28 protein-coding genes are annotated in these 25,208 nt (G+C 60.4%); 21 read left to right on the top strand and 7 right to left on the bottom strand.

Features of this window, described 5'->3' with window-relative positions:
* Positions 1 to 3: 3 nt before the first annotated feature.
* The 6 genes from ACTQ3R_RS00210 to ACTQ3R_RS00185 all read right to left on the bottom strand — a co-directional run bounded on the left by ACTQ3R_RS00210 (position 4) and on the right by ACTQ3R_RS00185 (position 10,109).
* Positions 4 to 2,439: a glycogen/starch/alpha-glucan phosphorylase gene (locus ACTQ3R_RS00210; protein WP_441777701.1), complete on the bottom strand. Its 2,436-nt coding sequence runs from the start codon at positions 2,437 to 2,439 to the stop codon at positions 4 to 6.
* A 248-nt stretch (positions 2,440 to 2,687) separates the two neighbouring features.
* Positions 2,688 to 4,124, bottom strand: a complete 1,437-nt coding sequence (gene glgA / locus ACTQ3R_RS00205; protein ID WP_441777702.1) for a glycogen synthase GlgA — start codon at positions 4,122 to 4,124, stop codon at positions 2,688 to 2,690.
* Between the two features lie 79 nt (positions 4,125 to 4,203).
* Complete coding sequence (glgD, locus tag ACTQ3R_RS00200; RefSeq protein ID WP_441777703.1) at positions 4,204 to 5,316, bottom strand: glucose-1-phosphate adenylyltransferase subunit GlgD; 1,113 nt, start codon at positions 5,314 to 5,316, stop codon at positions 4,204 to 4,206.
* Positions 5,313 to 6,521, bottom strand: a complete 1,209-nt coding sequence (locus ACTQ3R_RS00195; protein WP_441777704.1) for a glucose-1-phosphate adenylyltransferase — start codon at positions 6,519 to 6,521, stop codon at positions 5,313 to 5,315. The genes glgD and ACTQ3R_RS00195 overlap by 4 nt, the downstream gene beginning before the upstream one ends.
* Before the next feature lie 80 nt (positions 6,522 to 6,601).
* Positions 6,602 to 8,725 carry a 1,4-alpha-glucan branching protein GlgB gene (gene glgB, locus ACTQ3R_RS00190; protein ID WP_441777705.1) on the bottom strand — a complete coding sequence of 708 codons (2,124 nt, stop codon included), beginning with the start codon at positions 8,723 to 8,725 and terminating at the stop codon, positions 6,602 to 6,604.
* Positions 8,726 to 8,963: 238 nt separating this feature from the next.
* On the bottom strand, positions 8,964 to 10,109 hold the full coding sequence (locus ACTQ3R_RS00185) for a D-alanyl-D-alanine carboxypeptidase family protein (protein WP_441777706.1): 1,146 nt from the start codon (positions 10,107 to 10,109) through the stop codon (positions 8,964 to 8,966).
* Between the two features lie 254 nt (positions 10,110 to 10,363).
* Here ACTQ3R_RS00185 and ACTQ3R_RS00180 point away from each other — a divergent pair, with 254 nt between their 5' ends.
* The 21 genes from ACTQ3R_RS00180 (at position 10,364) to ACTQ3R_RS00080 (ending at position 23,507) form a co-directional block, all read left to right on the top strand.
* Positions 10,364 to 10,666 carry an XRE family transcriptional regulator gene (locus ACTQ3R_RS00180; protein WP_441777707.1) on the top strand — a complete coding sequence of 101 codons (303 nt, stop codon included), beginning with the start codon at positions 10,364 to 10,366 and terminating at the stop codon, positions 10,664 to 10,666.
* 3 nt (positions 10,667 to 10,669) lie between these two features.
* Positions 10,670 to 11,932 (top strand): PBSX family phage terminase large subunit, encoded by a 1,263-nt coding sequence (locus ACTQ3R_RS00175; RefSeq protein WP_441777708.1) that lies wholly within the window; start codon positions 10,670 to 10,672, stop codon positions 11,930 to 11,932.
* Positions 11,933 to 11,947: 15 nt separating this feature from the next.
* Complete coding sequence (locus tag ACTQ3R_RS00170) at positions 11,948 to 12,199, top strand: hypothetical protein (protein ID WP_441777709.1); 252 nt, start codon at positions 11,948 to 11,950, stop codon at positions 12,197 to 12,199.
* Between the two features lie 30 nt (positions 12,200 to 12,229).
* Positions 12,230 to 13,396 carry a serine/threonine protein phosphatase gene (locus tag ACTQ3R_RS00165; RefSeq protein WP_441777710.1) on the top strand — a complete coding sequence of 389 codons (1,167 nt, stop codon included), beginning with the start codon at positions 12,230 to 12,232 and terminating at the stop codon, positions 13,394 to 13,396.
* Positions 13,393 to 14,316 (top strand): hypothetical protein, encoded by a 924-nt coding sequence (locus ACTQ3R_RS00160; protein WP_441777711.1) that lies wholly within the window; start codon positions 13,393 to 13,395, stop codon positions 14,314 to 14,316. The genes ACTQ3R_RS00165 and ACTQ3R_RS00160 overlap by 4 nt, the downstream gene beginning before the upstream one ends.
* A 67-nt stretch (positions 14,317 to 14,383) precedes the next feature.
* Positions 14,384 to 14,719 carry a hypothetical protein gene (locus tag ACTQ3R_RS00155; protein ID WP_441777712.1) on the top strand — a complete coding sequence of 112 codons (336 nt, stop codon included), beginning with the start codon at positions 14,384 to 14,386 and terminating at the stop codon, positions 14,717 to 14,719.
* A gap of 22 nt (positions 14,720 to 14,741) precedes the next feature.
* On the top strand, positions 14,742 to 15,755 hold the full coding sequence (locus tag ACTQ3R_RS00150; RefSeq protein ID WP_441777713.1) for a phage major capsid protein: 1,014 nt from the start codon (positions 14,742 to 14,744) through the stop codon (positions 15,753 to 15,755).
* A gap of 1 nt (position 15,756) precedes the next feature.
* Positions 15,757 to 16,104: a hypothetical protein gene (locus ACTQ3R_RS00145; protein ID WP_441777714.1), complete on the top strand. Its 348-nt coding sequence runs from the start codon at positions 15,757 to 15,759 to the stop codon at positions 16,102 to 16,104.
* Positions 16,101 to 16,424, top strand: a complete 324-nt coding sequence (locus ACTQ3R_RS00140) for a hypothetical protein (RefSeq protein WP_441777715.1) — start codon at positions 16,101 to 16,103, stop codon at positions 16,422 to 16,424. The genes ACTQ3R_RS00145 and ACTQ3R_RS00140 overlap by 4 nt, the downstream gene beginning before the upstream one ends.
* The gene (locus ACTQ3R_RS00135; RefSeq protein ID WP_441777716.1) at positions 16,421 to 16,921 is read left to right on the top strand and encodes a hypothetical protein; all 501 of its coding nucleotides are present in this window, start codon (positions 16,421 to 16,423) and stop codon (positions 16,919 to 16,921) included. Before ACTQ3R_RS00140 ends, ACTQ3R_RS00135 begins: the two co-directional genes overlap by 4 nt.
* A complete protein-coding gene (locus tag ACTQ3R_RS00130) occupies positions 16,918 to 17,976 on the top strand; it encodes a phage tail sheath C-terminal domain-containing protein (RefSeq protein WP_441777717.1) in 1,059 nt (352 codons plus the stop codon). Before ACTQ3R_RS00135 ends, ACTQ3R_RS00130 begins: the two co-directional genes overlap by 4 nt.
* 24 nt (positions 17,977 to 18,000) lie before the next feature.
* Positions 18,001 to 18,390 (top strand): hypothetical protein, encoded by a 390-nt coding sequence (locus ACTQ3R_RS00125; protein ID WP_441777718.1) that lies wholly within the window; start codon positions 18,001 to 18,003, stop codon positions 18,388 to 18,390.
* A gap of 3 nt (positions 18,391 to 18,393) precedes the next feature.
* Positions 18,394 to 18,777 (top strand): hypothetical protein, encoded by a 384-nt coding sequence (locus ACTQ3R_RS00120; protein WP_441777719.1) that lies wholly within the window; start codon positions 18,394 to 18,396, stop codon positions 18,775 to 18,777.
* Positions 18,771 to 19,031 carry a molybdopterin oxidoreductase gene (locus ACTQ3R_RS00115; RefSeq protein WP_441777720.1) on the top strand — a complete coding sequence of 87 codons (261 nt, stop codon included), beginning with the start codon at positions 18,771 to 18,773 and terminating at the stop codon, positions 19,029 to 19,031. The genes ACTQ3R_RS00120 and ACTQ3R_RS00115 overlap by 7 nt, the downstream gene beginning before the upstream one ends.
* Entirely contained in the window at positions 19,028 to 19,579 is a 552-nt protein-coding gene (locus ACTQ3R_RS00110; protein ID WP_441777721.1) for a hypothetical protein, read from the top strand. Before ACTQ3R_RS00115 ends, ACTQ3R_RS00110 begins: the two co-directional genes overlap by 4 nt.
* Before the next feature lie 18 nt (positions 19,580 to 19,597).
* Positions 19,598 to 20,173, top strand: a complete 576-nt coding sequence (locus tag ACTQ3R_RS00105) for a LysM peptidoglycan-binding domain-containing protein (RefSeq protein ID WP_441777722.1) — start codon at positions 19,598 to 19,600, stop codon at positions 20,171 to 20,173.
* Positions 20,170 to 21,120, top strand: a complete 951-nt coding sequence (locus ACTQ3R_RS00100) for a hypothetical protein (protein ID WP_441777723.1) — start codon at positions 20,170 to 20,172, stop codon at positions 21,118 to 21,120. The genes ACTQ3R_RS00105 and ACTQ3R_RS00100 overlap by 4 nt, the downstream gene beginning before the upstream one ends.
* An 11-nt stretch (positions 21,121 to 21,131) precedes the next feature.
* Positions 21,132 to 21,521: a hypothetical protein gene (locus tag ACTQ3R_RS00095; RefSeq protein ID WP_441777724.1), complete on the top strand. Its 390-nt coding sequence runs from the start codon at positions 21,132 to 21,134 to the stop codon at positions 21,519 to 21,521.
* Between the two features lie 12 nt (positions 21,522 to 21,533).
* Positions 21,534 to 21,875 (top strand): hypothetical protein, encoded by a 342-nt coding sequence (locus tag ACTQ3R_RS00090; RefSeq protein WP_441777725.1) that lies wholly within the window; start codon positions 21,534 to 21,536, stop codon positions 21,873 to 21,875.
* Between the two features lie 16 nt (positions 21,876 to 21,891).
* Entirely contained in the window at positions 21,892 to 22,947 is a 1,056-nt protein-coding gene (locus ACTQ3R_RS00085) for a baseplate J/gp47 family protein (protein WP_441777726.1), read from the top strand.
* Entirely contained in the window at positions 22,944 to 23,507 is a 564-nt protein-coding gene (locus tag ACTQ3R_RS00080) for a DUF2313 domain-containing protein (protein ID WP_441777727.1), read from the top strand. The genes ACTQ3R_RS00085 and ACTQ3R_RS00080 overlap by 4 nt, the downstream gene beginning before the upstream one ends.
* Before the next feature lie 64 nt (positions 23,508 to 23,571).
* Here the strand turns inward: ACTQ3R_RS00080 and ACTQ3R_RS00075 are convergent, their stop codons facing one another.
* Complete coding sequence (locus tag ACTQ3R_RS00075; protein ID WP_441777728.1) at positions 23,572 to 25,206, bottom strand: class I adenylate-forming enzyme family protein; 1,635 nt, start codon at positions 25,204 to 25,206, stop codon at positions 23,572 to 23,574.
* Between the last annotated feature and the right edge of the window lie 2 nt (positions 25,207 to 25,208).

Genomic DNA, 25,208 nt, shown 5'->3' with positions numbered 1-25,208 from the left:
AACTTATTTCCGGGTGGGGACGTGCCAGATATCGTTGGCATAGTCCCGGATGGAACGGTCGGCAGCAAAGATGCCGGACCGGGCAATGTTAATGAGCGACATCTGATCCCAGCGCGGACGGTCGGCGTAGGCCTCCAGAGAGCGCTTGTGGGCGGCACAATAGCTGTCGAAATCGGCCAGGAGCATATACTCGTCGGCCATGCTGCCGCCGGCCCCAAAGAGCAGGCGGTTGGTCAGCGTGCTGTAGGACACACCATCGCTGAAACCGGCGGAGATCTGGTCGATGACCCGCTTGAGGGCGGGGTTGTGCTGGTAGATCTCCAGGGGACGGTAGCCCTGGCGCTTGCAGTCGTTCACCTGCTCCGCGGTGAGGCCGAAGAGGAAGATGTTCTCATCGCCCAGCTGTTCATGCATCTCCACATTGGCGCCGTCCAGTGTGCCGATGGTCAGAGCGCCGTTCATCATAAACTTCATATTGCCGGTGCCGCTGGCCTCCTTGCCGGCGGTGGAGATCTGCTCGGAGAGCTCGCTGGCGGGCATGAGCTTCTCGGCCAGGGAGACCCGGTAGTTCTCCAAAAAGACCACCTGAAGCTTATCCTTGCAGATGGGGTCCTTGGCGATCTGGTCAGCCAGGGAGTTGATGAGATGGATGATCTCCTTGGCCACATGGTAGCCGGGGGCGGCTTTGGCGCCGAAAAGGAAGGTCTGGGGGGCAAAGTCCATGTTGGGATTGTCCCGCAGCTGGTTGTAGAGGTGGACAATGTGCAGCACGTTCAGAAGCTGGCGCTTATACTCGTGCAGGCGCTTGACCTGAACATCGAAAATAGCGTCGGTGTTGAGGATGACGCCGGACTCCCGAGCCAGATAGCTGGCAAAGCGGCGCTTGTTTTCCTGCTTGATGGTCTCCAGCTGCTTCAGGACAGACTTATCGTTCTGGTACTTCTCCAGGTCCCGCAGGGCCTCGGGGTGGAGGAGGTACTTATCCTTGCCGGTGCAGTCCCGGATCAGGGCGTCCAGCTTGGGGTTGATCTGGGACAGCCAGCGGCGGTGGTCGATGCCGTTGGTCACGTTCTTGAACTTATCGGGCTGGGCCTGATAGGCGTCACAGAACACTTCCCGCTTGAGAATTTCCGAGTGAAGGGCGGACACGCCGTTGATGGCCTGGCAGGCGCAGATGCACAGGTTGGCCATGCGCACCTCGCCGCCCCAGATGATGGCCATATGGGCGATCTTGCCCATGTCGTTGCCGTAGCGGTACTGCAGCTCCTCCTGATACCGGCGGGCGATCTCTTTCAGAATCTGCCAGATGCGGGGCAGGAGCGTCTCGATGAGGGTCTGGGGCCAGCGCTCCAGGGCTTCGGCCAGGACGGTGTGGTTGGTGTAGCAGACGGTGTGGGTGACGATGTTCCAGGCCTCATCCCAGCTGTAGCCCTCCACATCCAGCAAGATGCGCATGAGCTCGGGGATGACCAGGGTGGGGTGGGTGTCGTTGATCTGGATGACGTGCTTCTCGTGGAAGTTGCGGAGGGTACCGTACTGGGCCCGGTGCTTGCGCACGATGGACTGCACGGTGGCGGAGACGAAGAAGTACTGCTGCTTGAGACGCAGGGATTTGCCCTCGTAGTGGTTGTCATCGGGGTAGAGGACCTTGGCGATGACCTCGGCCATAGCCTGCTGCTCCACCGCCTTCAGATATTCGCCCCGAGAGTAGAGGGACATATCCACGGGCACAGGGCTCTTGGCGTCCCACAGACGCAGGGTGTTGGTGTGCTTGGTCTTATAACCGGCAATCTCCATGTCACGGGGGATGGCCAGCACGGTGGTGTAGCCCACGTGCTCGGGGTGGTTAATACCATTTTCATCCCAGCGGTCTTCGATCTTGCCGCCAAAACGGACTTCCTCAGTCTCATCCAGCTTGGGGATGAGCCAGGCGTCGCCCAGGCCCAGCCAATTGTCGGCCAGCTCTACCTGCTTGCCGTCGATGATCTTCTGCTTGAAGATACCCAGCTCGTAGCAGATGGAATAGCCGGTGGCGGGGATCTCCAGGGTGGTCATGGAGTCCAGGTAGCAGGCCGCCAGACGGCCCAGGCCGCCGTTGCCCAGGCCCGCATCAGGCTCCAGCTCGAAGAGATCGGACGCGGAGAAGCCCAGACCCTCCAGAGCGTCCTGCAGGGTGCCCAGAAGCCCCAGGTTAAAGGCGTTCTTTTCCAGAGAACGGCCCATGAGGAACTCCAGGGACAGGTAGTGGACCTGGCGCTGCTGCTCCTCCCAGATTTGATTGCTGGTCTCAATCTGACGCTGAGACATGATGTCCCGGAGCACCAAGGCGCAGGCCTTGAACATATGGGTGGGCGTGGCATCGTCCACGGTGCGGCCAAAGTTGCGCTGGAGCTTTCCAATGATCATCTCAGTCAGCTGGGATTTGGTATATTCAGCCATTGGGATGCCTCCTAAATCAAAGCAAGTTCACGAAGGAAAACTTGCAAAATTCAATTGGAAACCGTTTCAATTCTAGCAGATTTCCCAATGTCCGTCAATTGTAAAAACCCATTAAGATGTCTGCGGAACAGGGAATTTCCCTACGGTTTTCACAAGAAAAGCAGAGAAAAGCGGCCTCCGTCCCATGTGACGGAGGCCGCCCGTCCGATTGAAAAAGTGTTTCCAAAAACAGCGGGATACGGCGCTACTCAGCCCAGGATGCGCTGGTAGATGTCCAGATATTGCTTGGCGGAGTTGTCCCAGGAGAAGTCGGCGGTCATGCTCTCCTTTTGCAGGCCGCGCCAGGCCTTTTTGTTGTTGTAGAAGAGATCCACAGCCTCCCGGAGCACCCAGGTCATATCCCCGGCGCTGATGTTGGCAAAGGTAAAGCCCCGGCCGGTACCCTCGAACTTGTTGTAGGGAGTGACGGTATCCTTCAGTCCGCCGGTCTCCCGCACCACGGGGATGGTGCCAAAGCGCATGGCGATCATCTGGGAGAGACCGCAGGGCTCGGAGACAGAAGGCATGAGGAACATGTCCGCGCCGGCGTAGATCATATTGGACAGAGGGGCGGAGTAGGTCAGCTGGGCGGCAAAGCGGCCGGGATACTGACCCTGGGCGTGGCGGAAGGCTTCCTCATACTGCCAGTCGCCGGTGCCCAGCACCACCATCTGCACGTCCATGCCCATAATGTCGTGGAGGGCGTCGGTGACCAGGGAGAAGCCCTTGTGCCCCACCAGACGGGAGACGCAGGCGATGATGGGCACGTCCGGATTCTCCTGCAGGCCTACCGCCTGCTGCAGGGCCTGCTTGCAGGCGGCCTTCCCTTTGACCAGTGACTTGACGGAGAAGTTGGCGGCCAGGCTGGGGTTGGTGGCCGGATCATAGAGAGCGGTGTCGATGCCGTTGAGGATACCCTCCAGCTTAAAGCTCTGCTGGTTGATCACCCCATCCAGGCCGTGGGCGTAGAAGGGGGTGCGCAGCTCCTGGGCGTAGGTGGGGGAGACGGTGGTGACGAAGTTGGAGGCCATAATGGCGCCCTTCATCAGGTTTACATCCCGGTGGTAGGCCAGCATCCCCTCGTTAAAGTAGCTCTTATCCAGGCCGATGACATCCTGCAGGACCTGGTCGCCGTAGCGGCCCTGATACTCGATATTGTGGATGGTAAATACGCTCTTGGCACCGCCAAGCTGAGGAATGCGGTACTTTTCCTCCAGCAGGTAGACGGGGACCAGTGCGGTCTGCCAGTCGTTGCAGTGGATAATATCGGGCGCCCAGTTCAGGTGGCCGGGGGTCTCGATGATGGCGCGGGAGAAATAGGCAAAGCGCTCGCAGTCGTCAAAGTGGCCGTAAATCTGCCAGCGTTTGAAGTAGTATTCGTTGTCCACGAACCAGTAGGTGACCCCATCCCGCTCCAACTGGAAGATGCCGCAGTAGACCTGGCGCCAGGCCAGAGTGACGTTGAAATATTGCAGGAAGGTCATCTGCTCCCGCCACTCCGGACCAATTCCCTCGTAAAGGGGCAGGATGACCTTGACCTCATGCCCCGCCGCGGACAGGGCCTGGGGCAGGGAGCCGGCCACGTCGGCCAGACCGCCGGTTTTGATGAAAGGGGCTACCTCGGAAGAAGCGAATAAAATTTTCATAGTGTACCTCTTTTCCAAGACAATTCAATGTGGGGACAGACGCCTCCCCCCTGGGAGGGAAGGCGTCTGTGGGGATCGGTCAGACGATGGAATTTTTCGAGATGGCCAGAGGATAGGTGCTGTGGCCCATGAGCATACGGTCCTCATTCACCTTCACATTCTTGTCTGTGATGACGTAGGACAGGGAGGCCCCCGCCTTGATCACCGTGCCCTGCATGAGCACGCTGTTGGACACCTTGGCGCCCTTTTCCACAATGACCCCACGGGAGAGGATGGAATTTTCTACCTCACCCTCGATAAAGCAGCCGTCCGCCACCAGAGAGTGCTTGCAGACGGAACCGGGGCCGTAGTAGGTGGAGGGGTTGGACTGGTCCTTGGTGCGGATGGGACGGTCGGGGTTGAAGAGATCGTTGCGCACCTTTTCGTCCAGCAGGTCCATGGAGTCGTTGAAGTAGCCGCTGACAGAGGGGAAGCGGGCCACATACCCCTTGTGGACATAGGGGATGATCTTCATGGTGTGCAGGCGGGGCTGAAGCACGCCGCGGCTGAAGTGATAGATGTTGTGGGTGGTGCAGTACTCCACAATGTCCAGCAGAAGCTGCTTGGACATCACATACAGCTCCAGAGATTCCAGCCCGGAAGCGGTGGCGGGGTGGATGGCCAGGTCATTCACCTGGCCGTTGTCGCTGAGAGTGACATACTCACAGTTGCCGGGAGTGCTGCAATAATGGGTGGTGCAGACCATGGTGATGTCCGCGCCGGTGTCCAGGTGCTGCTGGTAGATTTCGGCCACAGGCAGGTTGACGGCCATATCACCCCAGCCCAGGATCACATAGTCCTGGCGGATATTCTGCAGATAGGAGTAGACCCCGGACAGGGCCTCCATGTTGCCACGGTACTCGCCGCCGCCCTTGCCCTCATAGCCAAAGGGGGGCAGAATACGCAGGCCGCCGTGCTTGCGGCTGAGCTCCCAGTCCTTGCCGGAGCCCAGGTGGTCCAAAAGGGACTGATAGCTCTCGTGGACGATGATGCCTACGTCGGTGATGCCGGCGTTAATATAGTTGGAGAGCATAAAGTCCACCAGACGATACCGCCCGCCAAAGGGCAGGGAGCAGGTGTTCCGGGGACGGGTCAGCTCACCCAGATTGGTGTTGGAGCGATAGGCAAAGAGAATGCCGTGCAGGTCATTCATGCCTGCTCACCTCCTTTCACATCTTCGCGGACCATGGCGCTGGGAGCGACCGTGGCCTTCTCACCCACGGTGACGCCGCCGGCTACCACGGCAATGCCCCATTTGGGGTCATCGCTGGGAGGCGCGCCCACAACGGCCCCGGCCTCCACCACGGCATCCTCCGCCACAATGGCGTAGGAGACCTTGGCACCGGCCTTGACCACGGTGCCGGGCATGAGGATGGAATATTCCACCTCGGCCCCCTCCTCCACCACCACGGAGTGGAAGAGGACGGAGTTTTCCACCTTGCCGTCCACCTTGCAGCCGCCGGTGACCAGAGAGTGGGAGATATGGGCGTTGGGGCCGGTCACATGGGGGGGCTTGATGGGAGTGCGGGCGTAGATGGGCCACTCGGTGGAGTAGAGGTCAATGCTGCTGTTGGGGGCCAGCATGTCCATGTTGGCATCCCACAGGGAGTCGATGGTGCCTACGTCCTTCCAATAGCCGGAGAAGCGGTAGGTCATGAGCTTCTCCCCAGCGGCAAGCATATTGGGGATAATGTTCTTGCCAAAGTCATTGGAGGAGTTGGGGTCGGCCTCATCGTCAATGAGATACTGGCGAAGCTTAGACCAGGTGAAGACATAGATGCCCATGGAGGCCAGGGTGCTCTTGGGGTGCTGGGGCTTTTCCTCAAACTCATAGACCTGGCCGTCGGCATTGGCGTTCATGATGCCAAAGCGCTTGGCCTCCTCCAGAGTGACCTCCAATACGGAGATGGTGCAGGCGGCTTTCGTCTTCTTGTGCTGAGCCACCATCTCGGAGTAGTCCATCTTATAGATGTGGTCGCCGGACAGGACTACCACATACTCAGGATCGTAGAGATCCAAAAAACCGATATTCTGATAAATCGCGTTTGCGGTTCCCTTGTACCAGGTACCCTGGTCGCCTTCCCTCTGGTAGGGGGGCAGGATATGTACGCCGCCATCGGAGCGGTCCAGATCCCAGGGCTGGCCGTTGCCCAGGTAGCTGTTCAGCTCCAGGGGGCGATACTGGGTCAGGACACCTACGGTGTCGATGCCGGAATTGACACAGTTGGAGAGGGGGAAATCAATGATACGGTACTTTCCGCCGAAGGGAACGGCGGGTTTGGCCACATGGCTGGTGAGGGCATAGAGACGGCTGCCCTGTCCACCGGCCAGCAACATGGCCACAACTTCTTTTTTCATGTTACTTCACCTCTTGTCTATTTCAACGGGGGCGGGAAAACGCGATTATGGAACCGGGACTTGCGTCCCGAGATATCCCTTTAGTTTGCCTCGGCCTTTTTGGCCGGAACCTGAGGCTTTTTGCGTACGGCAGGGGTCTTGGGGACTTCGGCCTTGACCAGGGAACGGCCGGCCGTTTCCTTTACGAGAGCGGTGGTTTCGTCCTTTTTGGCGGGAGCCTTTTTTCCGGCGGCCTTTTTGGCCGGGGCCTTCTTGGCCTTGCCCGAGTCATCCTTGGGCTTGCGCACCGGGTTTTTCCGGGTGCAGCGGTAGATGACCGTGGACATGGGAGGCAGGTCCACCACGAAGGACTGCTGCTGGTCGTGGCAGGGGATCTTCTCTGTCTTCAAAGGAGCCTTGTCCCCAAAGCCGTTGCCACCAAAGACTGCATCATCGGTATTGAAGGCCACGGCCCAAGTGCCCGCAAAGGGAGCGCCCACCCGGTAGCCATTGCGGTGCTCGGGAGAGAAGTTGCACAGCACGATGAGAGGCTGACCCTTCCGGTCCCAGCGCAGGAAGGCCACGGTATTGGCCTGGTTATCATCGGCACACAGCCACTGGAAGCCCTGCCAGGAGTCATCCTGTTCCCAAAGCGGGGGCTGCTCCAGGTAGAAGCTGTTCATGGCCTTGAAGAATTCCTGGGTCTGGCGGTGGGGCGCGTACTGGAGCAGATGCCAGTCCAGAGAGTATTCATAGTGCCACTCGTTCCACTGGCCCAGCTCCGCCCCCATGAAGGTGAGCTTTTTGCCGGGATGGGTCATCATGTAGGCATAGAAGGCCCGGACACCGGCAAACTTCATGGGGTTGTCCCCCGGCATCTTCCCGAAGAAGGAGCCCTTCATATGGACGACCTCGTCGTGGGAGAGGGGCAGAATGTAGTTTTCCGAGAAGGCGTACATCAAGGAGAAGGTAATATCCCGGTGGTTGAACTGCCGGAAGTAGGGGTCCAGCTTGATATAGTGGCAGATGTCGTTCATCCAGCCCATGTTCCACTTGAAGTTGAAGCCCAGACCGCCCTGATCCACAGGATAAGTCACCTTCGGCCAGGCGGTGGATTCCTCGGCCACCATGAGGACATCGGGATGGGCCGCGAAGATGGCGGTATTCAGCTTCTGAAAAAATTCGATGGCCTCCAGATTCTCCTTGCCGCCGTTGATGTTGGGCATCCACTCCCCATCCTGCCGGCCGTAGTCCAGGTAGAGCATGGAGGACACCGCATCTACCCGCAGGCCGTCCATATGGTATTCCTCCAGCCAGAACATGGCGGAGGAGAAGAGGAAGGAGCGCACCTCGTTGCGGCCCAGGTCAAAGACATTGGTGCCCCAGTCAGCATGTTCGCCCTTTCGGGGGTCGGCGTACTCATAGGTGGGGGTGCCGTCAAAATTATAAAGGCCAAAGGCATCCCGCGGGAAATGGGCGGGGACCCAGTCCATGATGACGCCGATGCCCGCCTGGTGGAGCTGGTCGATCATGTACTTCAGATCGTCAGGGATACCAAAGCGGCTGGTGGCGGCAAAGTAGCCGGTGCACTGATAGCCCCAGGACGCATCCAGGGGATGCTCGGTGACGGGGAGCAACTCCACATGGGTGAAGCCCATCTCCTTCACATAGGGCACCAGATAGGAGGTAATATCCCGATAGCTGAGAAATTCCCCTTCTCCCGTGCGCCGCCAGGAGCCCAGGTGGCACTCATAAATATTCATGGGACGGCGATAGGGGGGATTTTTGGAGCGGTACTCCAGCCAGTCCTGATCCCCCCACTGATAGCCCGTATCCAGGTCATAAATCTTGGTGGACACGTCCGGCCGCGTGGCAGCATGGAACCCGTAGGGGTCGGCCTTGCCCACAAAGGTGCCGTCCTCTCTATGTATGGCGTATTGGTATGCATCATAGCGCTTGAGGCCAGGGACAAAGGCTTCCCAAATGCCCCCCTCTACCCGCTCCATGGGGGTGGCTTCCAGGTCCCAGCCGTTGAAATCGCCGATGACCGTTACCTTGGGGGCGTTGGGAGCCCAGACACGGAAGAGATAACCCTCGGTCCCGTCGGGAGCCTTGGCGGGATGAGCGCCAAAGCACTTCCACGCATGGGTGGAACGGCCCTCAGAAAAGGACTCCAACTCTAAAAAGAGATCGGAAGGGGAAAGCTTTTCCTGGTATTTAGACATTTTCATCACCTCAAGATATCATTTGGGTATGGGCATCGGCTAAAACCAACAAGTGGGTGCCGAAAGTAATTTCAGATATTCGTATAAATTATACAACGGGCTTGCACGAGCGTCAAGTAAAATACTAGAAAACTCTCCGGAAATCCAGGTTAAATCCGGGCAAATTTCAGGCCGTTTTGGAACAATCAGCCCCGCCTCCTCAAAGGGAAATTTTGGGAGGCGGGGTAAAAATTTTTGGTCAGTTTCCCATAAATAATTGGCTGAGAAGCTGGGAGAAAATACCGGGAACGGACAGCCGGTCCACCCCGTGGGCGGCCAAGATGGGAACCGTGTCCCGAAGCTCGTCCCCCACATAGACCTGGAGCTCGCCCAGGATTTGCCCTTCGTCCACCGGGGCCTCCACGTTTTCGGCCAGGCTGAGACGGGTGGAGATCTGCTTTTCCTCTCCCTTGCTCACCAGCAGGCGGCACTCCCGCTGAAGCTGAGGCTGGACCTGTTTTGCATCGCCAAGGATCACGTCCACCGGGGCCAGAGGCTCGTCTGGGTAGACGCTGGCCAGGGCGTAGTTGGCAAAACCATAGTCCAGCAGGGCTTTGGCATCTTCAAACCGCTGGCTGGTGGAGGGGGCCTTCATCACCACGGCGATGAGCTCCATCCCATCCCGCTCTGCAGTGGCGGACATGCAGTAAAGGGCCGCGTCGGTGGAGCCGGTCTTTAGTCCGGTGGCCCCTGGATAAAAGCGAATGAGCCGGTTGGTGTTGGTCAGGCCAAATTCACCGTTACGAATGGAGTCCATCCAGATGGTGGTGTACTGGCGGATGGAGGGATGGTTCCGGATGAGCTCCCGAGACATGAGGGCGATGTCATAGGCGCTTGTCACATGTCCCTGGGCAGGCAGTCCGGTACAGTTGAGAAAGGTGGTGTCTGCCATGCCCAACTCCTGGGCCCGCTGGTTCATCAGGGTGACAAAGGCGGTTTCACTGCCCGCCAGGTGCTCGGCCAGGGCCACGGCACAGTCGTTGCCCGAGACCACCGTGACACACTTGATCATTTCACCCACCGACATCTGCTCCCCCTCCTCCAGGTAGACCTGGGAGCCACCCATTCCGGCGGCATAGGCGGAGACCGTGACGGTGTCCTCCAGAGTGATACGGCCGGAGTCCACCGCTTCCATGACCAGCAGCAGGGTCATGACTTTGGTAACGCTGGCAGGCTCCAGCTTTTCGTGGGCGTTTTGCTCAAACAGCAGGGTGCCGGTTTCTTTCTCCATAAGGACCGCCGAGGCACAGGACAGGGACAGGGGGCTGTCCCCCTGAGCGTGGGCAGCGGGAACGGCCCCTACCAAGAGCAGCAGGGCCAGCGGCAGGGATAAAAATCGTTTCATAGCAAAGGGTTCCTCCTCGTCCATTTGGTTGGGCTATGTGGATATGGCCAGCATGTGGAGCGGGAAGGTTTTCTATGCGAAAATTTGGGCGGTAAATTTTTCTTTTACCCGGAACAGCCACAGTGTAATACGGCAAAGGAGAAAAACCAGGCGAAAAAGGACGAGCTGTTCCACCGGCCGTCGAAAAAATTTTTGGTTAGGAGGACGCAAACGTACAACTTTTCCCCAAAAGCTGCCTAAGGGCGAGGAGGGATATGGTGAAGAGAGGGTGGAAGCTCCCGGACCGGGAGCAGATTTTAAGACGAATGTGGCAGCTGGCCAACGCCGGGGCGGGAGATGCGGTGAAGCTGGCCTGCTTTCCCCAGGAGGAGTGGAGCGGGCTGGACGGCCTCGATCTGGATGCGCTGACGGAATTCAAGCGGGGAAGCAACGGGGTCATTGAGCTGAAATTTGCCGACCGGGCCAGGCTTTTGGAGCGGCTTTTGGATGCGGTGGACCGCAGCGGAGAGGAGCAGGTGGACCGCTTCCTCCAGGCCATGGAGCAGCAGGAGGGATAAGAAATGGGGGCAATGGTATTTTCCCCCAAGCAGCGCCGGGTGCTCACCTGGTGGCGGCCCACGTCCCCGGATCGGGACAGGCAGGCCATCATCTGCGATGGGGCGGTGCGCAGCGGGAAGACCCTATGCACCGGCCTTTCCTTTTTCTGCTGGGCCATGAGCAGCTTTCGGGAGAAAAATTTCGCCCTGTGCGGCCGGACGATCCAGTCGGTGCGGCGAAATCTTCTCTCGGAGCTGCTGCCTATGCTGGAGGCTATGGGGTTTTCCTGCAGGCAGAAGCTATCCAAAAACCTCATCGAGGTGCGGCTGGGGAAACGCAAAAACCTGTTTTATCTCTTTGGCGGCAAGGATGAGAGTTCCGCTGCCCTCATTCAGGGCATGACGCTGGCGGGGGCGCTGCTGGACGAGGTGGCCCTTATGCCACGCTCCTTTGTGGAACAGACGGCGGCCCGGTGTTCGGTGACGGGGAGCCGGTTGTGGTTTTCCTGCAACCCCGAGTCCCCCGCCCACTGGTTTTACCAGGAGTGGGTGCTCAAGGCGGAGGAAAAAAACACCCTGCGCCTGCAGTTTACCATGCTGGATAACCCCGGATTGTCCCCACAGGTGCGGGAGCGCTATGCCAACACCTTTCAGGGGACCTTCTACCGGCGGTTTGTGCTGGGAGAGTGGGTGGCGGCCGAGGGGCTGGTATATGACTTTTTTGACGAAAGCTTTGTCAAACCGGAACCGGGAGGGGAAATGGAACGGTGGTACATCTCCTGTGACTACGGCACCTCCAACCCCACCTCTATGGGACTTTGGGGACTTCAGAAAGACGTGTGGTACCGTGTGGCGGAGTACTACTACGACGCACGGGAGCAGCACAGGCAGAAAACGGACGAGGAGTATGCCGACGCGCTGGAACATCTGGCCGGAGGGAGAGACATTCAGGCGGTGGTGGCCGACCCCTCGGCGGCCAGCTTCTGCGAAACCCTGCGCCGCCGGGGCTGGCGGGTAAAAAAGGCGGACAACCAGGTGCTCTCGGGCATCCGCCTTACCGCCCAGATGCTGAAAAGCGGGCGGATGGTGATCTGTGAGGGCTGCAGGGACGCGGTCCGGGAATTTGGTCTCTACCGCTGGGACGAGGACAGCCAGGGGCAGGACAAGGTGAAAAAAGAACACGACCACGCTATGGACGAGATCCGCTACTTTGCCGCCACCGTGGCGGCAAAGGGGAAGCTGGCCGGGGGAATTTACGCCGGGACGGTGGAACGGAGAAGCTTTTAAGCGTGGGCGTGTTCTTTGGGACCCCGCTTTGAGCGGGGCGGCGCGATAAGCGCCGTAAATTCGACGGGCGTGACCCGGAGAATTTCCGCAGGGCGGATTTACTCCGCCCGAGGAAGAAAAAGAAAAGGGGCCCCCGCCCGGCTTGCCGGGTGGGGAGATACGACCACGCTATGGACGTTTATCCGCTACTTTGCCGCCACGGTGGCGGCAAAGGGGAAGCTGGCCGGGGGAATTTACGCCGGGACAGTGGAGCGGGGACGGTTTTGAGCAAGAAACATGGAAGGGAGAGACAAGGCAATGAAGTGGTGGGAACGCAGGCGAAAGGAGCCTGCTGCGCCGGTGGTCCAGGTGCGGCAAAGTTCCGGGCACCCCTTTGGGGTGCTGGAGAGGTACATTCCTCTGCACACCGGGGAAATGGCATTGTACCGGGCCATCCGGGAGGGAGTCCCGATCGTGGACGCTGCCATCTGGAAGCTGACCCGACTGTGCGGAGGTTTCCGCGTCCATTGTCGGGATGGGCGGGCCCAAAAGGGCCTGGAGGAGTTTTTCCGGACGGTGGATACCGGCTGGGGGCAGCGGGGCGTGCAGTCCTTTTTAGACCGGTATTTGGACGACCTGTTTACCTGCGGACACGCTCTGGGGGAAATTGTGTTGGATCAGACGGGGAGGGACATTGCCGCGCTGCTGTGTGCCGACCCGGAGCAGGTGGAGGTGAAGGTGGGGGACAGTCCCCTGGATTTCCGGCTGTGCCGGACCGGCGTGGGGGAGGAACGGGAGCTGCCCTGGCAGCAGCTGCTCCTCTTTACCCCCTTTCAGCCCACCAGCGATGCCCCCTGCGGGGTGTCACTGCTCCGCTCTATGCCCTTTTTGACTGGAATTTTGCTGAAAATTTTTCAGGCCACCGGGCAGAACTGGGAGCGGGCGGGGAACCTGCGCTTTGCCGTGGTATGCAAGCCCGGCGAGGGGGAGGAGGCCTTTGCCCAGGAGCGCTGCCGCCTGTTGGCGGAGGAGTGGAGCGAGGCTATGCAGGCCGGGCGGGCTGGAAGCGTAAGAGACTTTGTGGCGGTGGGCGATGTGGACATCAAGGTCATCGGAGCGGACAGCCAGGTGCTGGACAGTCAGGTGCCGGTACGGCAGATTTTGGAACAGCTGGTGTCCCGCACGGGAATTCCGCCCTTTATGCTGGGGCTGTCCTGGTCCTCCACCGAGCGCATGAGTACCCAGCAGGCGGACCTGCTCACCAGCGAGATTACCGCCATCCGCCGCAGTGTGGAGCCGGCCCTGTGCCGGGTAGCGGAGCTGTGGCTTAAGCTCCACGGCTATGACCCCCGAGCGGAGATCCTGTGGGAGGACATTAACCTCCAGGACCTGACGGAGGAGGCTCGGGCGGAGCTGTACCGGGCCCAGGCGGAAAAATTGAAACAAGAAACGGCTCAGGACACAACACAAGGAGGAACGGTATGAATGTCATGAAGCAGGCTCAGGGTGGACAGAGCTCGGCCCTGGAGCAAGGAGACTTGGAGCGGATCGGGGCCCTGGCCCGAAAACCCCTTAAGGAGGAGGAGATCTATACCTTTTCCGTGCGTCTGTGCGACAACGAAATTGACCGGGACTATGAGTGCTTTGCCCCTGAAACTCTGGAAAAACTGGCGGAGCTTTTTGTGGGGAAGAGCGGCATCTTTGACCACCAGTGGTCAGCCCGAGGACAGGCGGCCCGAATTTATAAAACCGAAGTGGTCTGGGAACAGGAACGGCTGACTCGCGCCGGGGACCCCTATTGCTGGCTGAAGGGCTACGCCTATATGCTGCGTACCCACAGCACCCGTGATTTGGTGGCTGAAATCGAGGGCGGCATCAAAAAGGAAGTCAGTGTGGGCTGCAGCGTAGAGCGGGCGGTGTGCTCGGTATGCGGCGCCGACCGAAACCAGGGGGACTGCGGTCACCAGAAGGGCCAGGAGTATGGCGGACAGCTGTGCTATGCCAGCTTGGAGGGGGCGCAGGACGCCTATGAGTTTTCCTTTGTAGCGGTACCGGCCCAGCCTTTGGCCGGGGTGGTAAAAAGTGCCCGGAGCTGGCGGGAGCTGGCCAAGGGCTGCCCCGGCGGGGAGCGTGAGCTGGAGCAGCTGGAACGGGAGGCCCGACTGGGCCGGACCTATCTGGAACACCTCCGGGGGGAGCTGGTGCGCCTGGCCCTGCTGGCCGACGGTACCCTGGAGGAGGCGGTGGTCAAGTCCGCCTGTTCCAAGCTCAGCCCGGAGGAGCTGGAAGCGTTTGGAAAATCCTTTGCCCGCCGGGTGGAGGAGCGCTACCCCATCAAGACTCAACTGTCCTACGGGGATAAGAATTCCCGGCTCCGGGAGACGGACCGGGCTTTTTTAGTGTGATGTGAGGCCCCGCCCGTGGAAGAAAAAAGGGCGGTTATTCTCAAAATGAACAATGGGAGGTAATGAAATGAGCAATTGTTCCTTTGACGGCATTGGCGCCGTGGTGGCCACCTTTCTCGCGGATGAGGGGGTAAAGGGCGGCCAGGTGGTAAAGCTGACCGGCAACGGCCAGGTGGGCCCCTGTACCGACAGCGACAAATTCTGCGGCGTGGCCCTGGAGCCCCGTGCAGGCATCGCCGGGGTGCAGGTGAAGGGCTTTATGACAGTGGCTGGTACCGGCCTGTCCCTGGGTGCGGCCACCCTGGCTGCCGATGGCAAGGGCGGCGTGAAGACTGCCGCCGAGGGTGTAAGCGCCACCGTGATCAGCGTAGACGAGGACGGCAGCGCCGTCATCTGTCTGTAAATTCGGAAAGGAGCGAAGAAACATGGCTTTTTCCTATGACAATCTGAAGCTGGACAAGGGGATGTATCAGGAGGCTGGCCGCACCTTTACCCAGGTGCTGGAGAGCCAGGACCCCAGTGAGCGCTACAAGGGTACCAGCCTGGAGGGCCTGGACGCCTTCCAGCGCCAGCTCAAGCGCTTTGACATTAAGGTGAAGGGCGCGGGCAGCGACGTGGTGGAGAAGTTCTTCCGCACCGCCGACTCCGCCGTCCTTTTCCCTGAGTACATCGCCCGAACCGTCCGACAGGGCATGGAGGAGGGGGACCTGCTGCCCCACATCACTGCCGCCACCACCCGCTTTGACGGCATGGACTACCGCTCCATTACCGCCCAGGCCGGTGGGGAGGAGAAGGAGCTGCGGTATGTGGACGAGGGCGCTCAGATTCCCTCCACTACCATCAAGGTCCAGTCCAACCTGGTGAAGCTGCGCAAGCGGGGCAGAATGCTGGTGGCCAGCTATGAGGCGGTGCGCTACCAGAAGCTGGATCTCTTCTCGGTCACCCTGCGCCAGATGGGCGCCCACATCTCCCGTACTTTGCTCGCCGATGCGGTGGATGTACTGATGAACGGCGACGGCAACGACAACGCCGCTTCCGTGGACAATGTGGCCGCCGGCGGTACCCTTACCTATGACGACCTGGTGAATTTCTGGGCCAAATTTGACCCCTATGAGATGAACGCCCTGCTGGTGTCCGGGGACGTGATGGTGAAGCTTCTCAAGCTCACCGAGTTCCAGAACCCCCTCACCGGCCTGAACTTCCAGGGCACCGGCAAGCTGACTACCCCCCTGGGAGCCACCTTGCTGCGCACCAGCGTGCTGCCGGAGAACACCTGCATCGGTCTGGACAAGCGCTTTGCCCTGGAGATGGTGCAGGGCAGCGATGTGATGGTGGAGTACGACAAGCTCATTGACCGCCAGCTGGAGCGGGCAGCCATCACCACCATCGCCGGCTTTGCCAAAGTATTCCCGGAGGCCAGCCGGGTGTTGGAGGTTTAACATGACCCAGCGGATCATTGCCCTGTGCAGGGCCATGGGCGCACCGGAGGACCGGGAGGAGCTGCTGCTCCTCCTGGCCCAGGCGGTGGAGGAACAGCTGGCGGGCCGGCTGAAGGCGGGGGTGACACCCGAGGATTGCTCCGCCGCCTTTCCCCTGGCCGCCGCTATGCTGGTGATGGACGCGCTGGAGGAGTGCGGCGGAAGCGGGGATGTGACCTCCTTTACCGCCGGGGAGCTGACCATCCATAGAGAGCCTAAGGCTGGGCAAGGGCGCAGTCAACAGGCTTTGAACCTGCTGTCTCCCTGGTTGGGGGACACGGGCTTCTTCTTCCGGGGGGTGCGAGGATGATGGAGCGGGAGTGGCGGGGGATTTTAAACCGCTATGGCCAGCAGGTCATTTTGTACCGGGGGGAGGAGGAAGTCCCCCTGCGGGCCATTTTACAGCCGGTGCGGGAGGAACATAAGGTCCAGCAGCTGCCTACCGCCCTGGGATTGAGCAGCCAGGAGAAGCTTTTGTATCTGGGGCCTCCGGATCAGCCGGTGGACTTGGACACCCTAGTGGAATATGGGGGCAGGCAGTACCGGGTACGAAATGCCCATATCGTTGGGCAGGGAATTTGCCCCTACTGGTGGGCGGTGCTGTGCCCCAGAGATGAGGTGGGGGCATGAGCGGAGGAACGCAGCAGCTGTGCCAGGCGATGGTAGAGTACCTGACAAGATGCGGAGTGCTGGCTGCCACCGCCTTTCCTCAGACTCTGCGGAAAGAGGAGGGGCCTGTTGCGGTGGTGTCCCTGCGGGGCTGTCAGGCCAAAAGCGCCGGCTTCCAGGACTATTTGGGAGAGCGGTTCAATGAGCAGACAGGCCAATGGGAGGAGCTGTTTGGGAAAAAGGCGGACATCACCTTTGGCCTCGATCTCTACGCCACGCAGCGGGGTGACGGACAACAGCTTCAAACGGCCTTTGACCAACTGGCCGGAGCACTGATCCTGGGAGGACCCCAGGGGATGCGGGTGGAGGAATTTTCCTGCGGCCAGACGGAGTATGACGGGGAGAGCCGGCGGCTTCGGCGGCCCGTTCAGGCGGTGTGTACTGTGTATCTGAGCGCGGTGGAAGAGAGCGGCGGCGAATTTGTTGACTTTGAATTGCGAGGTGTGGTGAAACCATGAGCATTACGATACATCAGCGTCCAGGGGTCTATTCCTCCTATGACGCGTCCACGGCAGTCAGCGGCAGCGGAAGCGGCAGACTGGTGGGCCTGGTGGCCATCAATACGGTGGCCCAGGCGGGGCAAGCCCAGACCATTACCAGCTATGATAAGGCGGTGACTGTCTTTGGCTCCGCCGGTGGGGAGGATATGGCGGAGCTCATCCGTCTGATTTTGAAAAACGGCGCTTCCGGCGTGGTGGCAGTGCCTGTAGAAGAGGAGGGCGGCTACGAGGGTGCCTTTGAGCTGCTTGCGGGCATGGAGGATCTGGCTCTGATCGTCTGTGACAGCACCCAGGAGAACGTACAGCAGAAACTGAGGGAGAGCGTCATGTCCGCCTCGGAGCTGCGCCGGGAACGGCTGGGCGTGGTAGCCGGAGGAAAGGGTGAGAGCGTGGAGGAGCTTACCCAACGGGCCAAAAACCTAAACTGTGAGCGGATGATTCTGGTGGCTCCCGGCTGTGTGGACCGGGAGGGGGAGAGCCTCACGGGCCTCTCCCTGGCAGCGGCGGTGGCGGGAACCATCGCCGGGGAGACCGACCCGGCCATTCCCCTGGGGGGAGCGGAGCTGAGGGGACTGTATGGCCTTTCCCAGCGGTATGAGGACAACGATCTGGATCTGCTCATTCTGGGCGGCGTCACCCCCGTGGAGAGCATGGGAGGCACGGTGAGTGTGGTGCGGGGCGTGACCACCCGCACACAGACGGGGGAGAGCGCGGACAGCACCTGGCGGGACCTGACCACCATCCGGGTGGTGGACGATGTGATCCCAGGACTGCGCGCCGCCCTGCGCAGCAAGTTCCGCCGGGCCAAAAATACCCAGCAGAGCCGGGGTGCCATCCGTTCCCAGGTGGTGCTGGAGCTGGAAAACAAGCTCAGCCGGGAGATCATCACCGGCTATGAAAATGTAGCGGTAAACGCGGACCCGGAGGATGCCACCCGATGCCTGGTGGAGTTCTCCTTCACGGTGGCCCACGGCCTCAACCAGATCTGGCTGACGGCCCACATTACGGTATAAGCCGGAAAACGAAGGAGGTAACGTATGAGCATTGCAGGATTTCCCACCAGCAGCGATATCTATCTGGAGGCGGACGGAGTGCGTCTGGCGGTGGTGCAGAGCTACACGGCCAAGACCACCAAGAGCAGCATTGCCGTGGAGGCCTTTGGCGAGTCGGAGCCGGTGGCCACTGTCCCTGGCCAGGCTACTCATGTGGTGGAGCTGACCAGACTGTATGCCACGGATGAGGCCATTCGGGATGGAGTGGATTTTTATTCCCTGGACGGCTTCTCCCTGGTCATCTGTAAGCCTGACCGGAAGATCATTTACTCCGACTGCCAGTGGAGCTCCATTCAGGAGAACGCCACCATCGGCAGTATGGTGCTGGAGAAGGTTACCCTGGTAGCTTCCCGGCGCATTGAGACGGAGGTGTAAGCGATGGCCTGGTCCATTTTGGCCGGTCGGGACCGTGTGAGTCTGGGAAACGGCATGGATCTGCGCCTTCTCTCTGCCCTGGAGGTCCTTCAGGCCCGGCGGGAGGCCGGGGAACTGGCCCAGGAGGAGAGAGAGCGTGCCCTTTGTTCCAACGCCTGCCTATTGGCCAGAGCCCTGGAGCAAAGTGAGGACCACACCCCCGTCTTTCCCGATGGGCGAGCGGTGCTGGCGGGTCTGACGGCGGAGGAGATTGCCGCGCTGGCCCAGAAATGGAGCTGCTTCAGCCGGGAATCCGACCCAGGCCCCGGTCTGGGGGAGGAGGAGCTGGAGACGCTAAAAAAAAACTCCGGGATGATCCGGAAGAGCGGCTTCGGTGGCGGGTGCTGAAGGCGTTCCATGCCCTGCCCACCGAAGCCCGCGCCAGGGAAATGAAACACCGGGACTACCTCTGGTGCCTGGTCAATGAGCTGCTGGACGGGGAGGAGCGGCTGGAACGGCTTTGCCCTGCCTGCCGTCAGCGGGCCTTGGAGGAGCGATGCCCTGTGTGCGGCCAGCCGGAACATGGAGAAAGAGAAGCGATGGTGAATCCTTCCTTTGATCCGGTACGGTTTGAGCAGCTGAAAGGAGGGGGCGGTACATGACGGATTATCTGGAAGGGACGGAGAAGCAGGAAAATGCCCTGCTGGAGCAGGCAAAGCGCCTGGAACGGGCCCTGGCCGCATTGGCGGTCCGGGGAAATGGAGAGGGCCCAGAGGGTGCCGCGGAACAGATGGAGCACAGGGAGGAAAGCTGGAACGGCGGGGAAGAAGCGGACCGGGGCCCGGCGGAGGATTTCCTCCTCTCCCAGGTGCAGCGGCAAGACAAAAATCAGCAGCTCCCGCTGCTTGGCCAGCTGAGACAAATGGATGGGACCTGGGGGCGGATGGAGGAAGCGGGTGATATGGGATGGAAGGAGCCTGCCGCTCAGATGATCGAAAGAACACCGGGACGGAAGCCTTCCGACCTTCCTGCGGCGGGCCGGCTTTCTGCTGCAGATGCCTTATTGTCCGGGACACAAAGGGAATCCTATCCTGCTTTCAGACAACCAAGCCCCCTTCCATCCGGTGGTGCGTTAACCTGGGCAGAGCAGGCGGACCGGGCCTTCCGCCGGGACAGCCGCCGGTATGACAGCGGATTTTATCTCTATTAAGAAAAGGAGGAGAGGCCCATGGACCTGTCACCCATGCGGTACAAGGGCTATACCTGGCCCCACAACCCCAGGGTGTATTCCATCGACTACGAGCGAAAGATGGCGGTACACAAAACCCCCTTCGGCCTGTTCCGGCTGCAGGATCTGGGCCGGACCAACCGAATCATGGAGGGCGAGGGGGAGTTTGTAGGAGAAGGAGCCTATGCCCAGTTTGGCCAGCTGGCCAATGTGTTTTATGAGGGAGGGCCGGGACTTTTGATCCATCCCCTGTGGCAGGCGGCCAACGCCTACTTTGTCTCCCTTCGGCTGGAACAGGAGCCCAGACCAGACTATGTGCGCTATTCCTTTGCCTTTTGGGAGGATGATAGCTGGTACACCGGCCTTGCCGTACAGGATACCGCCGCCAGCCAGACCGGCGGCGGCCAGACGGCTTCGGGGGCAGAAGATGCGGCCTATCACCGGGTGGTGAAGGGGGATACCCTGTGGGATTTGGCGCTGCGCTACGGCCTGTCCCTGGCGGAGCTCATTGCCCTCAATCCTCAGATCAAAAATCCCAACCTCATCCGGGTGGGAGAGGAGGTGCGGGTGCGTTGACCGGCTATGTAACGGATGCCCAGGGAACGCGCTGGACGCTGCCCAATCTGATGGCCTGGCGGCTGGATTACACCGCCGGGGTGCCCTGTGACAGCTTTTGGCTTCGCTGTACCTGGGACGAGGAGAACACCACCCATCCGGGAGACTGGGTGCGCTTTGAGGCCTTCCATGAGGGGGAACAGGTCTTTTGCGGGGTGGTGGACGAATGTGAGGTCACCCTCTCCCAGCAGGGAAGGCTGCTGGAGGTGTCGGGCCGGGGAATGGCTGCCCTGCTGCTGGATAACGAGGCTCTGGGCCAGGACTATATCTGCGCCACCCAGGCAGATATTCTCCGGGACCATGTGACAGTGTATGGGATCAAAACGGCACCGGGGGCGAGCCTGCCTGCGGTGTCGCAATTTTCGGTGGCCACAGGCAGCAGTGAGTGGTCCGTGGTCTATGAGTTTGCCCGGTACTACGGGGGCGTGGCACCCCGGTTTGACCGGCTGGGGCGGTTGGTGCTTACCGGATGGTCAGACAGCCAGGAGCGGCTGGTGGGAGATGGGGCTCCTGTCACCGCTCTCGTCCGGCGGGACCGGCGGTACGGGGTGCTGTCCCAAATGCTGGTCCGGGACCGGTGGAGCGGCCAGGTGGAGCGCATAGATAATTCTGAGTTTTTGGCCAAGGGCGGCCAGGCCAGGCGGGTCATCACCATGCCCGAGCGCAGCAGCTATCAGGCCATGCGGTATTCCGGCCAGTTTCAGCTGGATAAGTCCGCCTCAGAGCTTCAGCGCCTGGAGCTTACGGTGGCCCAGCCCTTCTGTGCCTGGCCGGGGGACTTGGTGCGGGTGCAGCGCAGCCACTGGGACTGGAACGGGCTTTACCGGGCGGTGCAGGTGAGTGTAGGTATGGACGAAGGAGGCTATTGGAGCCGGCTGGAGTTGGCAGACCCGGATTTTACAGTATGAGGTGAGGGCATATGTGGACATCGGAACGGAGTGGAAAGCAGCCCGTAGGGGAGGCACCCGCAGAGCTGGGCACCGTCACCCTGGGGGGTGATCCCGCTGGGGTAACGATGGGCGGCGAGCGGCGGTGGCTACCTGTATTTACACCGGGAGGCTACAGCTGGAGGCCCACGGCAGGGGACAAGGTACTGGTATTAAAAACAGGCGGCCAGAGGGAAAATCCCTGCATTCTGGGCACACAGCAGCACATGGACGAGCTGGGGCCGGGAGAAATAAAGCTGAGCGGGGTGGACTGTTCCCTGCACCTGGGAACCAAACAGCTGGAGCTGGAGGGCCAGGTCATCATCAACGGGCGGACCCTGGAGGATATCATCACCCAAATTGTACTGGAAATTGTGGGATAAGGGGGGAATGGCATGGAGCGCATGTTGGAAAACGGGGACTATGTTCCCAACGGGGCGGGCGGCCTGGGGAGCGTCAGCGGCGGGGAGGAGGTCCTGGCCCGAGCCCTGTTTTGCCTGACCGCCCGGAGGGGGGCGCTTCCCTTCCTGCCTGGGCTGGGCAGCCGGCTTTATGAGCTTTGCCGGGAAAAACCTTCTGTCAGACAGGCCCTGGCCGAGCAGTATGTGGCTGAGGCGCTAGGGGAGGAGAACGTAAGCGTGCAGTCGGTGGAGCTTCAGCAGCAAGGCGAGGGCGGACTGCTGACGGTAAAGCTTCTTTGGCGTGGGGAAACCCTCACTGGCCAGGTGGCCCTGTAAGGGGAGGAGAGAGTGCGTGAAAACCATTGAGGAAATTTATCAAGAACTTTTGAACAGCTTTGAAGAATACACCGGCCTGGAGCCAAAGGAAGGGACGGACTTGTCCGCCCGGATGTATGCCCTGGCGGCCCAGATCTATTCGCTGTACATTCAGGCGGACTGGGTGGTGAGGCAGGCCTTTCCCCAGACGGCGGAAGGGGCATATCTGGACTATCATGCCCAGCTGCGCAGTTTGGAGCGAAAGGCTCCGGTGGCCGCCCAGGGAACGGTGCGTTTTTCCGCCGGGGAGGCATCAGAGTCGGACCGGGAGATCCCCCAGGGAACGGTATGCATGACGGCGGGACTGATCCGCTTTGAGACCACAAAACCTGTGATCTTGTCCGCCGGGGAGCTGACGGTGGAGGCCCCTGTTCGGGCCCTGGAGGCCGGTGAGGCCGGCAATGTAGCTGCGGGAACCATTGTATCCATGGCAATTGCACCCGTGGGCATCTCTGCCTGCACCAATCCCCAGCCCTGTGCCGGAGGAGCGGATGGAGAGGAGGATGCGGTCCTGCGGGAGCGGGTGCTGGACACCTTCCGCCGCCTGCCAAACGGGGCCAACGCCGCCTTTTATGAGCAGAGTGCCCTGTCTTTTGATCAGGTGGCCGCAGCAGTAGCCATCCCCAGACCCCGCGGTGTGGGATCGGTAGACGTGGTGGCCGCCACACTGACGGGGGTGCCGGATGAGGAGCTTCTGGGGCAGCTCCAGGAGTATTTTGAGCAGCGGCGGGAGATCGCCGTGGATGTTCAGGTACGTGCCCCCCAGGTAAAGCAGGTGAATGTGTCCGTTCAGGTGGCCGCCAAAGGGGGCTGGGACAGCCAGCAGGTGAAAACCCAGGTAGAGCAGACCCTGCGCAGCTGGTTTGATGGAACACTTCTGGGCCAGGATATCCTGCTGGCCCGGCTGGGCAATATTGTATATAATTGCGAAGGAGTGGAAAATTATACGATCCTTTCTCCGGCTGCCGATCTGGCGGTGGAGAAGGACGTGCTGCCCACACTGGGTACGCTGCAGGTGGAGGGGATGCCATGAGCCACGCCGCTTATTTGCGGGAGCTGCTGCGCCCCCTGGGAGTTTATGACCTGAGCGCGCCCTTTAACGGCGGGGAACTGGATGCCCAGGGAGAGGCACTGGACCAGTGTATGCAGCGCCTGGAGGAGATCCAAAGGGAGAGCTCCCTGATGACGGCCCAGGATTGGGGGCTGGAACACATTGCCCGGCTTCTGGTACGCCGGCCGGTGGCCACCGATCCCCGTGCCTTGGGTGCTGCTCTGGCTGCACTGCTGCGCATTGGCGGGGACAGCTTTACCCTGGAGGCCATCAACGACACGATCTCCGGTTGTGGGGTGCCCGCCCTGGTGAAGGAACTGGGAGTGGGGCAAGTGGCCGTCTTTTTCCCTGGGATTGCCGGAGAACCTCCTGGCTTTCAGGAGCTGAAGGTGATCATCGAGGACATTTTGCCCGCCCATCTGGGGATTGTTTATAAGTTCTGGTTTATCACCTGGGAGGAGCTGGAAGAAAAATTCCCCACCTGGCAGTCCATTGAGGAGAAAAAGTTTAGCTGGAATGATCTGGAGACCAGCGTGGACTGAGCACCTTTCTATGAAAAAATCCCGTGGAGCTATGGGCTCCACGGGATTTTTGTATGTAGAGAAATCAGGCCTTGTTCTGGGCCTCCACCAGACGCACACCGCAGTACTGCTCCCGCAGCTTTGGCTTTTCGATCTTGCCGGTGGGGTTGCGGGGGACGTCGGCAAAAATGATCTTCCGGGGGCGCTTGTACCGGGGCAGGTCCATGCAGAATTGGTTAATTTCGCTTTCGGTGCAGGTCATGCCGTCTTTGATTTGGATGATGGCAGCGGCGATCTCACCCAGCCGCTTGTCTGGCAGGCCAATGACGGCCACATCGTGGATCTTGGGGTAGGCGGAGAGAAAATCCTCGATCTGTACGGGGTAGAGATTCTCACCGCCGGAGATGATCACATCCTTCTTCCGGTCTACCAGGAAGTAGAAGCCGTCCTCGTCCTGGCGGGCCATATCTCCGGTATGGAGCCAGCCGTCTTTCAGGACCTCGGCGGTGGCTTCGGGGTTGTGGTAGTAGCACACCATCACGCCCGGACCCTTGACGCACAGCTCGCCCACTTCACCCTGAGGAACGGGAACGTCCTGTTCGTCTACGATCTTGACCTTCCAGCCATAGCCGGGTACGCCGATGGCACCCACCTTGTCAATGTGATCCATGCCCAGGTGGACGCAGCCCGGACCGGTGGACTCGGACAGGCCGTAGTTGGTGTCATACTTGTGGTGGGGGAAGTAGCCCATCCAGTGTTTGATGAGGGAGGGGGGCACCGGCTGGGCGCCGATGTGCATAAGCCGCCACTGGGAGAGCTGGTAGTCCTCAATTTTCAGATCCCCCCGGTCCAGAGCGGCCAGGATGTCCTGGCACCAGGGCACCAGCAGCCACACGATGGTACACCGTTCGGAGGAGACGGCCTCAAAGATGGCCTGGGGGGAGTTGCCCTTTAGAAGCACGGCCTTGCTTCCGGTAAACAGGGAGCCGAACCAGTGCATTTTGGCCCCTGTGTGGTAGAGGGGTGGAATGCATAAAAATACATCCTCGTGGGAGGTCTCGTGGTGGATGGCCTCCATCCGGGCGGACTGGGCCAGGGCGTGGTGCTTGAGCAAAATGGCCTTGGGAAATCCGGTGGTGCCGGAGGAGTAGTAAATGGCGGCCTCATCCTCGTCGTCAATGAGCACCTTGGGAGCCATGGAGGAGCAGTTGGCGGTGGCCCGGTGGTAATCCTCGGCAAAGGAGGGGCAGGTGTCGCCCACAAAGAAGAGCAGCATCTGGTGGGAGATCTTGGGGACAATGGTCTCCACACGGCCGATAAATTCCGGGCCGAAGAACAGCACGTCCACATCCGCCAGCTTCAGGCAGTAGTCGATTTCTTCGGAGGTGTAGCGGAAGTTGAGGGGCACCGCGATGGCCCCGGACTTTAAAATACCGAAGTAGATGGGCAGCCACTCCAGGCAGTTCATCAGCAAAATGGCTACCTTCTGTCCCTTGCGGATGCCCCGACTCAAAAGCATATTAGCCACCCGGTTGGCCTTTTCGTCAAAGACGGACCAGGTGATCTCCCGGCGGTAGGGGGCGGAGGAGGTGGGCTGGATGAGCTCGTACTCCTTCCAGGTGACCCGCTGCTGCTCCTGGATTTCGGGGTTGATTTCCACCAGGGCGCTTTCCTCGCCGTAGAGCTTGCTGTTGCGCTCCAGCAAATCGGTAATAGGCATAG

Origin of the sequence: Lawsonibacter sp. LCP25S3_E2 (assembly GCF_052117285.1) — a bacterium.
Taxonomy (GTDB): domain Bacteria; phylum Bacillota; class Clostridia; order Oscillospirales; family Oscillospiraceae; genus Lawsonibacter.
This window is presented reverse-complemented; position numbering and strand designations above follow the sequence as displayed.

Bases quoted from the DNA above. Each gene is read 5' to 3' on its own strand.
- ACTQ3R_RS00155 (WP_441777712.1), top strand. From the start codon at position 14,384: ATGAGCAATTGTTCCTTTGACGGCATTGGCGCCGTGGTGGCCACCTTT.
- ACTQ3R_RS00105 (WP_441777722.1), top strand. From the start codon at position 19,598: ATGGACCTGTCACCCATGCGGTACAAGGGCTATACCTGGCCCCACAAC.
- ACTQ3R_RS00130 (WP_441777717.1), top strand. From the start codon at position 16,918: ATGAGCATTACGATACATCAGCGTCCAGGGGTCTATTCCTCCTATGAC.
- ACTQ3R_RS00150 (WP_441777713.1), top strand. From the start codon at position 14,742: ATGGCTTTTTCCTATGACAATCTGAAGCTGGACAAGGGGATGTATCAG.
- ACTQ3R_RS00075 (WP_441777728.1), bottom strand. From the start codon at position 25,206: ATGCCTATTACCGATTTGCTGGAGCGCAACAGCAAGCTCTACGGCGAG.
- ACTQ3R_RS00090 (WP_441777725.1), top strand. From the start codon at position 21,534: ATGGAGCGCATGTTGGAAAACGGGGACTATGTTCCCAACGGGGCGGGC.
- glgD (WP_441777703.1), bottom strand. From the start codon at position 5,316: ATGAATGACCTGCACGGCATTCTCTTTGCCTATCGCTCCAACACCAAT.
- ACTQ3R_RS00165 (WP_441777710.1), top strand. From the start codon at position 12,230: ATGAAGTGGTGGGAACGCAGGCGAAAGGAGCCTGCTGCGCCGGTGGTC.
- ACTQ3R_RS00125 (WP_441777718.1), top strand. From the start codon at position 18,001: ATGAGCATTGCAGGATTTCCCACCAGCAGCGATATCTATCTGGAGGCG.
- ACTQ3R_RS00180 (WP_441777707.1), top strand. From the start codon at position 10,364: ATGGTGAAGAGAGGGTGGAAGCTCCCGGACCGGGAGCAGATTTTAAGA.
- ACTQ3R_RS00160 (WP_441777711.1), top strand. From the start codon at position 13,393: ATGAATGTCATGAAGCAGGCTCAGGGTGGACAGAGCTCGGCCCTGGAG.
- ACTQ3R_RS00140 (WP_441777715.1), top strand. From the start codon at position 16,101: ATGATGGAGCGGGAGTGGCGGGGGATTTTAAACCGCTATGGCCAGCAG.
- ACTQ3R_RS00110 (WP_441777721.1), top strand. From the start codon at position 19,028: ATGACGGATTATCTGGAAGGGACGGAGAAGCAGGAAAATGCCCTGCTG.
- ACTQ3R_RS00120 (WP_441777719.1), top strand. From the start codon at position 18,394: ATGGCCTGGTCCATTTTGGCCGGTCGGGACCGTGTGAGTCTGGGAAAC.
- ACTQ3R_RS00210 (WP_441777701.1), bottom strand. From the start codon at position 2,439: ATGGCTGAATATACCAAATCCCAGCTGACTGAGATGATCATTGGAAAG.
- glgA (WP_441777702.1), bottom strand. From the start codon at position 4,124: ATGAAAATTTTATTCGCTTCTTCCGAGGTAGCCCCTTTCATCAAAACC.
- ACTQ3R_RS00185 (WP_441777706.1), bottom strand. From the start codon at position 10,109: ATGAAACGATTTTTATCCCTGCCGCTGGCCCTGCTGCTCTTGGTAGGG.
- ACTQ3R_RS00195 (WP_441777704.1), bottom strand. From the start codon at position 6,521: ATGAAAAAAGAAGTTGTGGCCATGTTGCTGGCCGGTGGACAGGGCAGC.
- glgB (WP_441777705.1), bottom strand. From the start codon at position 8,725: ATGTCTAAATACCAGGAAAAGCTTTCCCCTTCCGATCTCTTTTTAGAG.
- ACTQ3R_RS00080 (WP_441777727.1), top strand. From the start codon at position 22,944: ATGAGCCACGCCGCTTATTTGCGGGAGCTGCTGCGCCCCCTGGGAGTT.
- ACTQ3R_RS00135 (WP_441777716.1), top strand. From the start codon at position 16,421: ATGAGCGGAGGAACGCAGCAGCTGTGCCAGGCGATGGTAGAGTACCTG.
- ACTQ3R_RS00145 (WP_441777714.1), top strand. From the start codon at position 15,757: ATGACCCAGCGGATCATTGCCCTGTGCAGGGCCATGGGCGCACCGGAG.
- ACTQ3R_RS00095 (WP_441777724.1), top strand. From the start codon at position 21,132: ATGTGGACATCGGAACGGAGTGGAAAGCAGCCCGTAGGGGAGGCACCC.
- ACTQ3R_RS00175 (WP_441777708.1), top strand. From the start codon at position 10,670: ATGGGGGCAATGGTATTTTCCCCCAAGCAGCGCCGGGTGCTCACCTGG.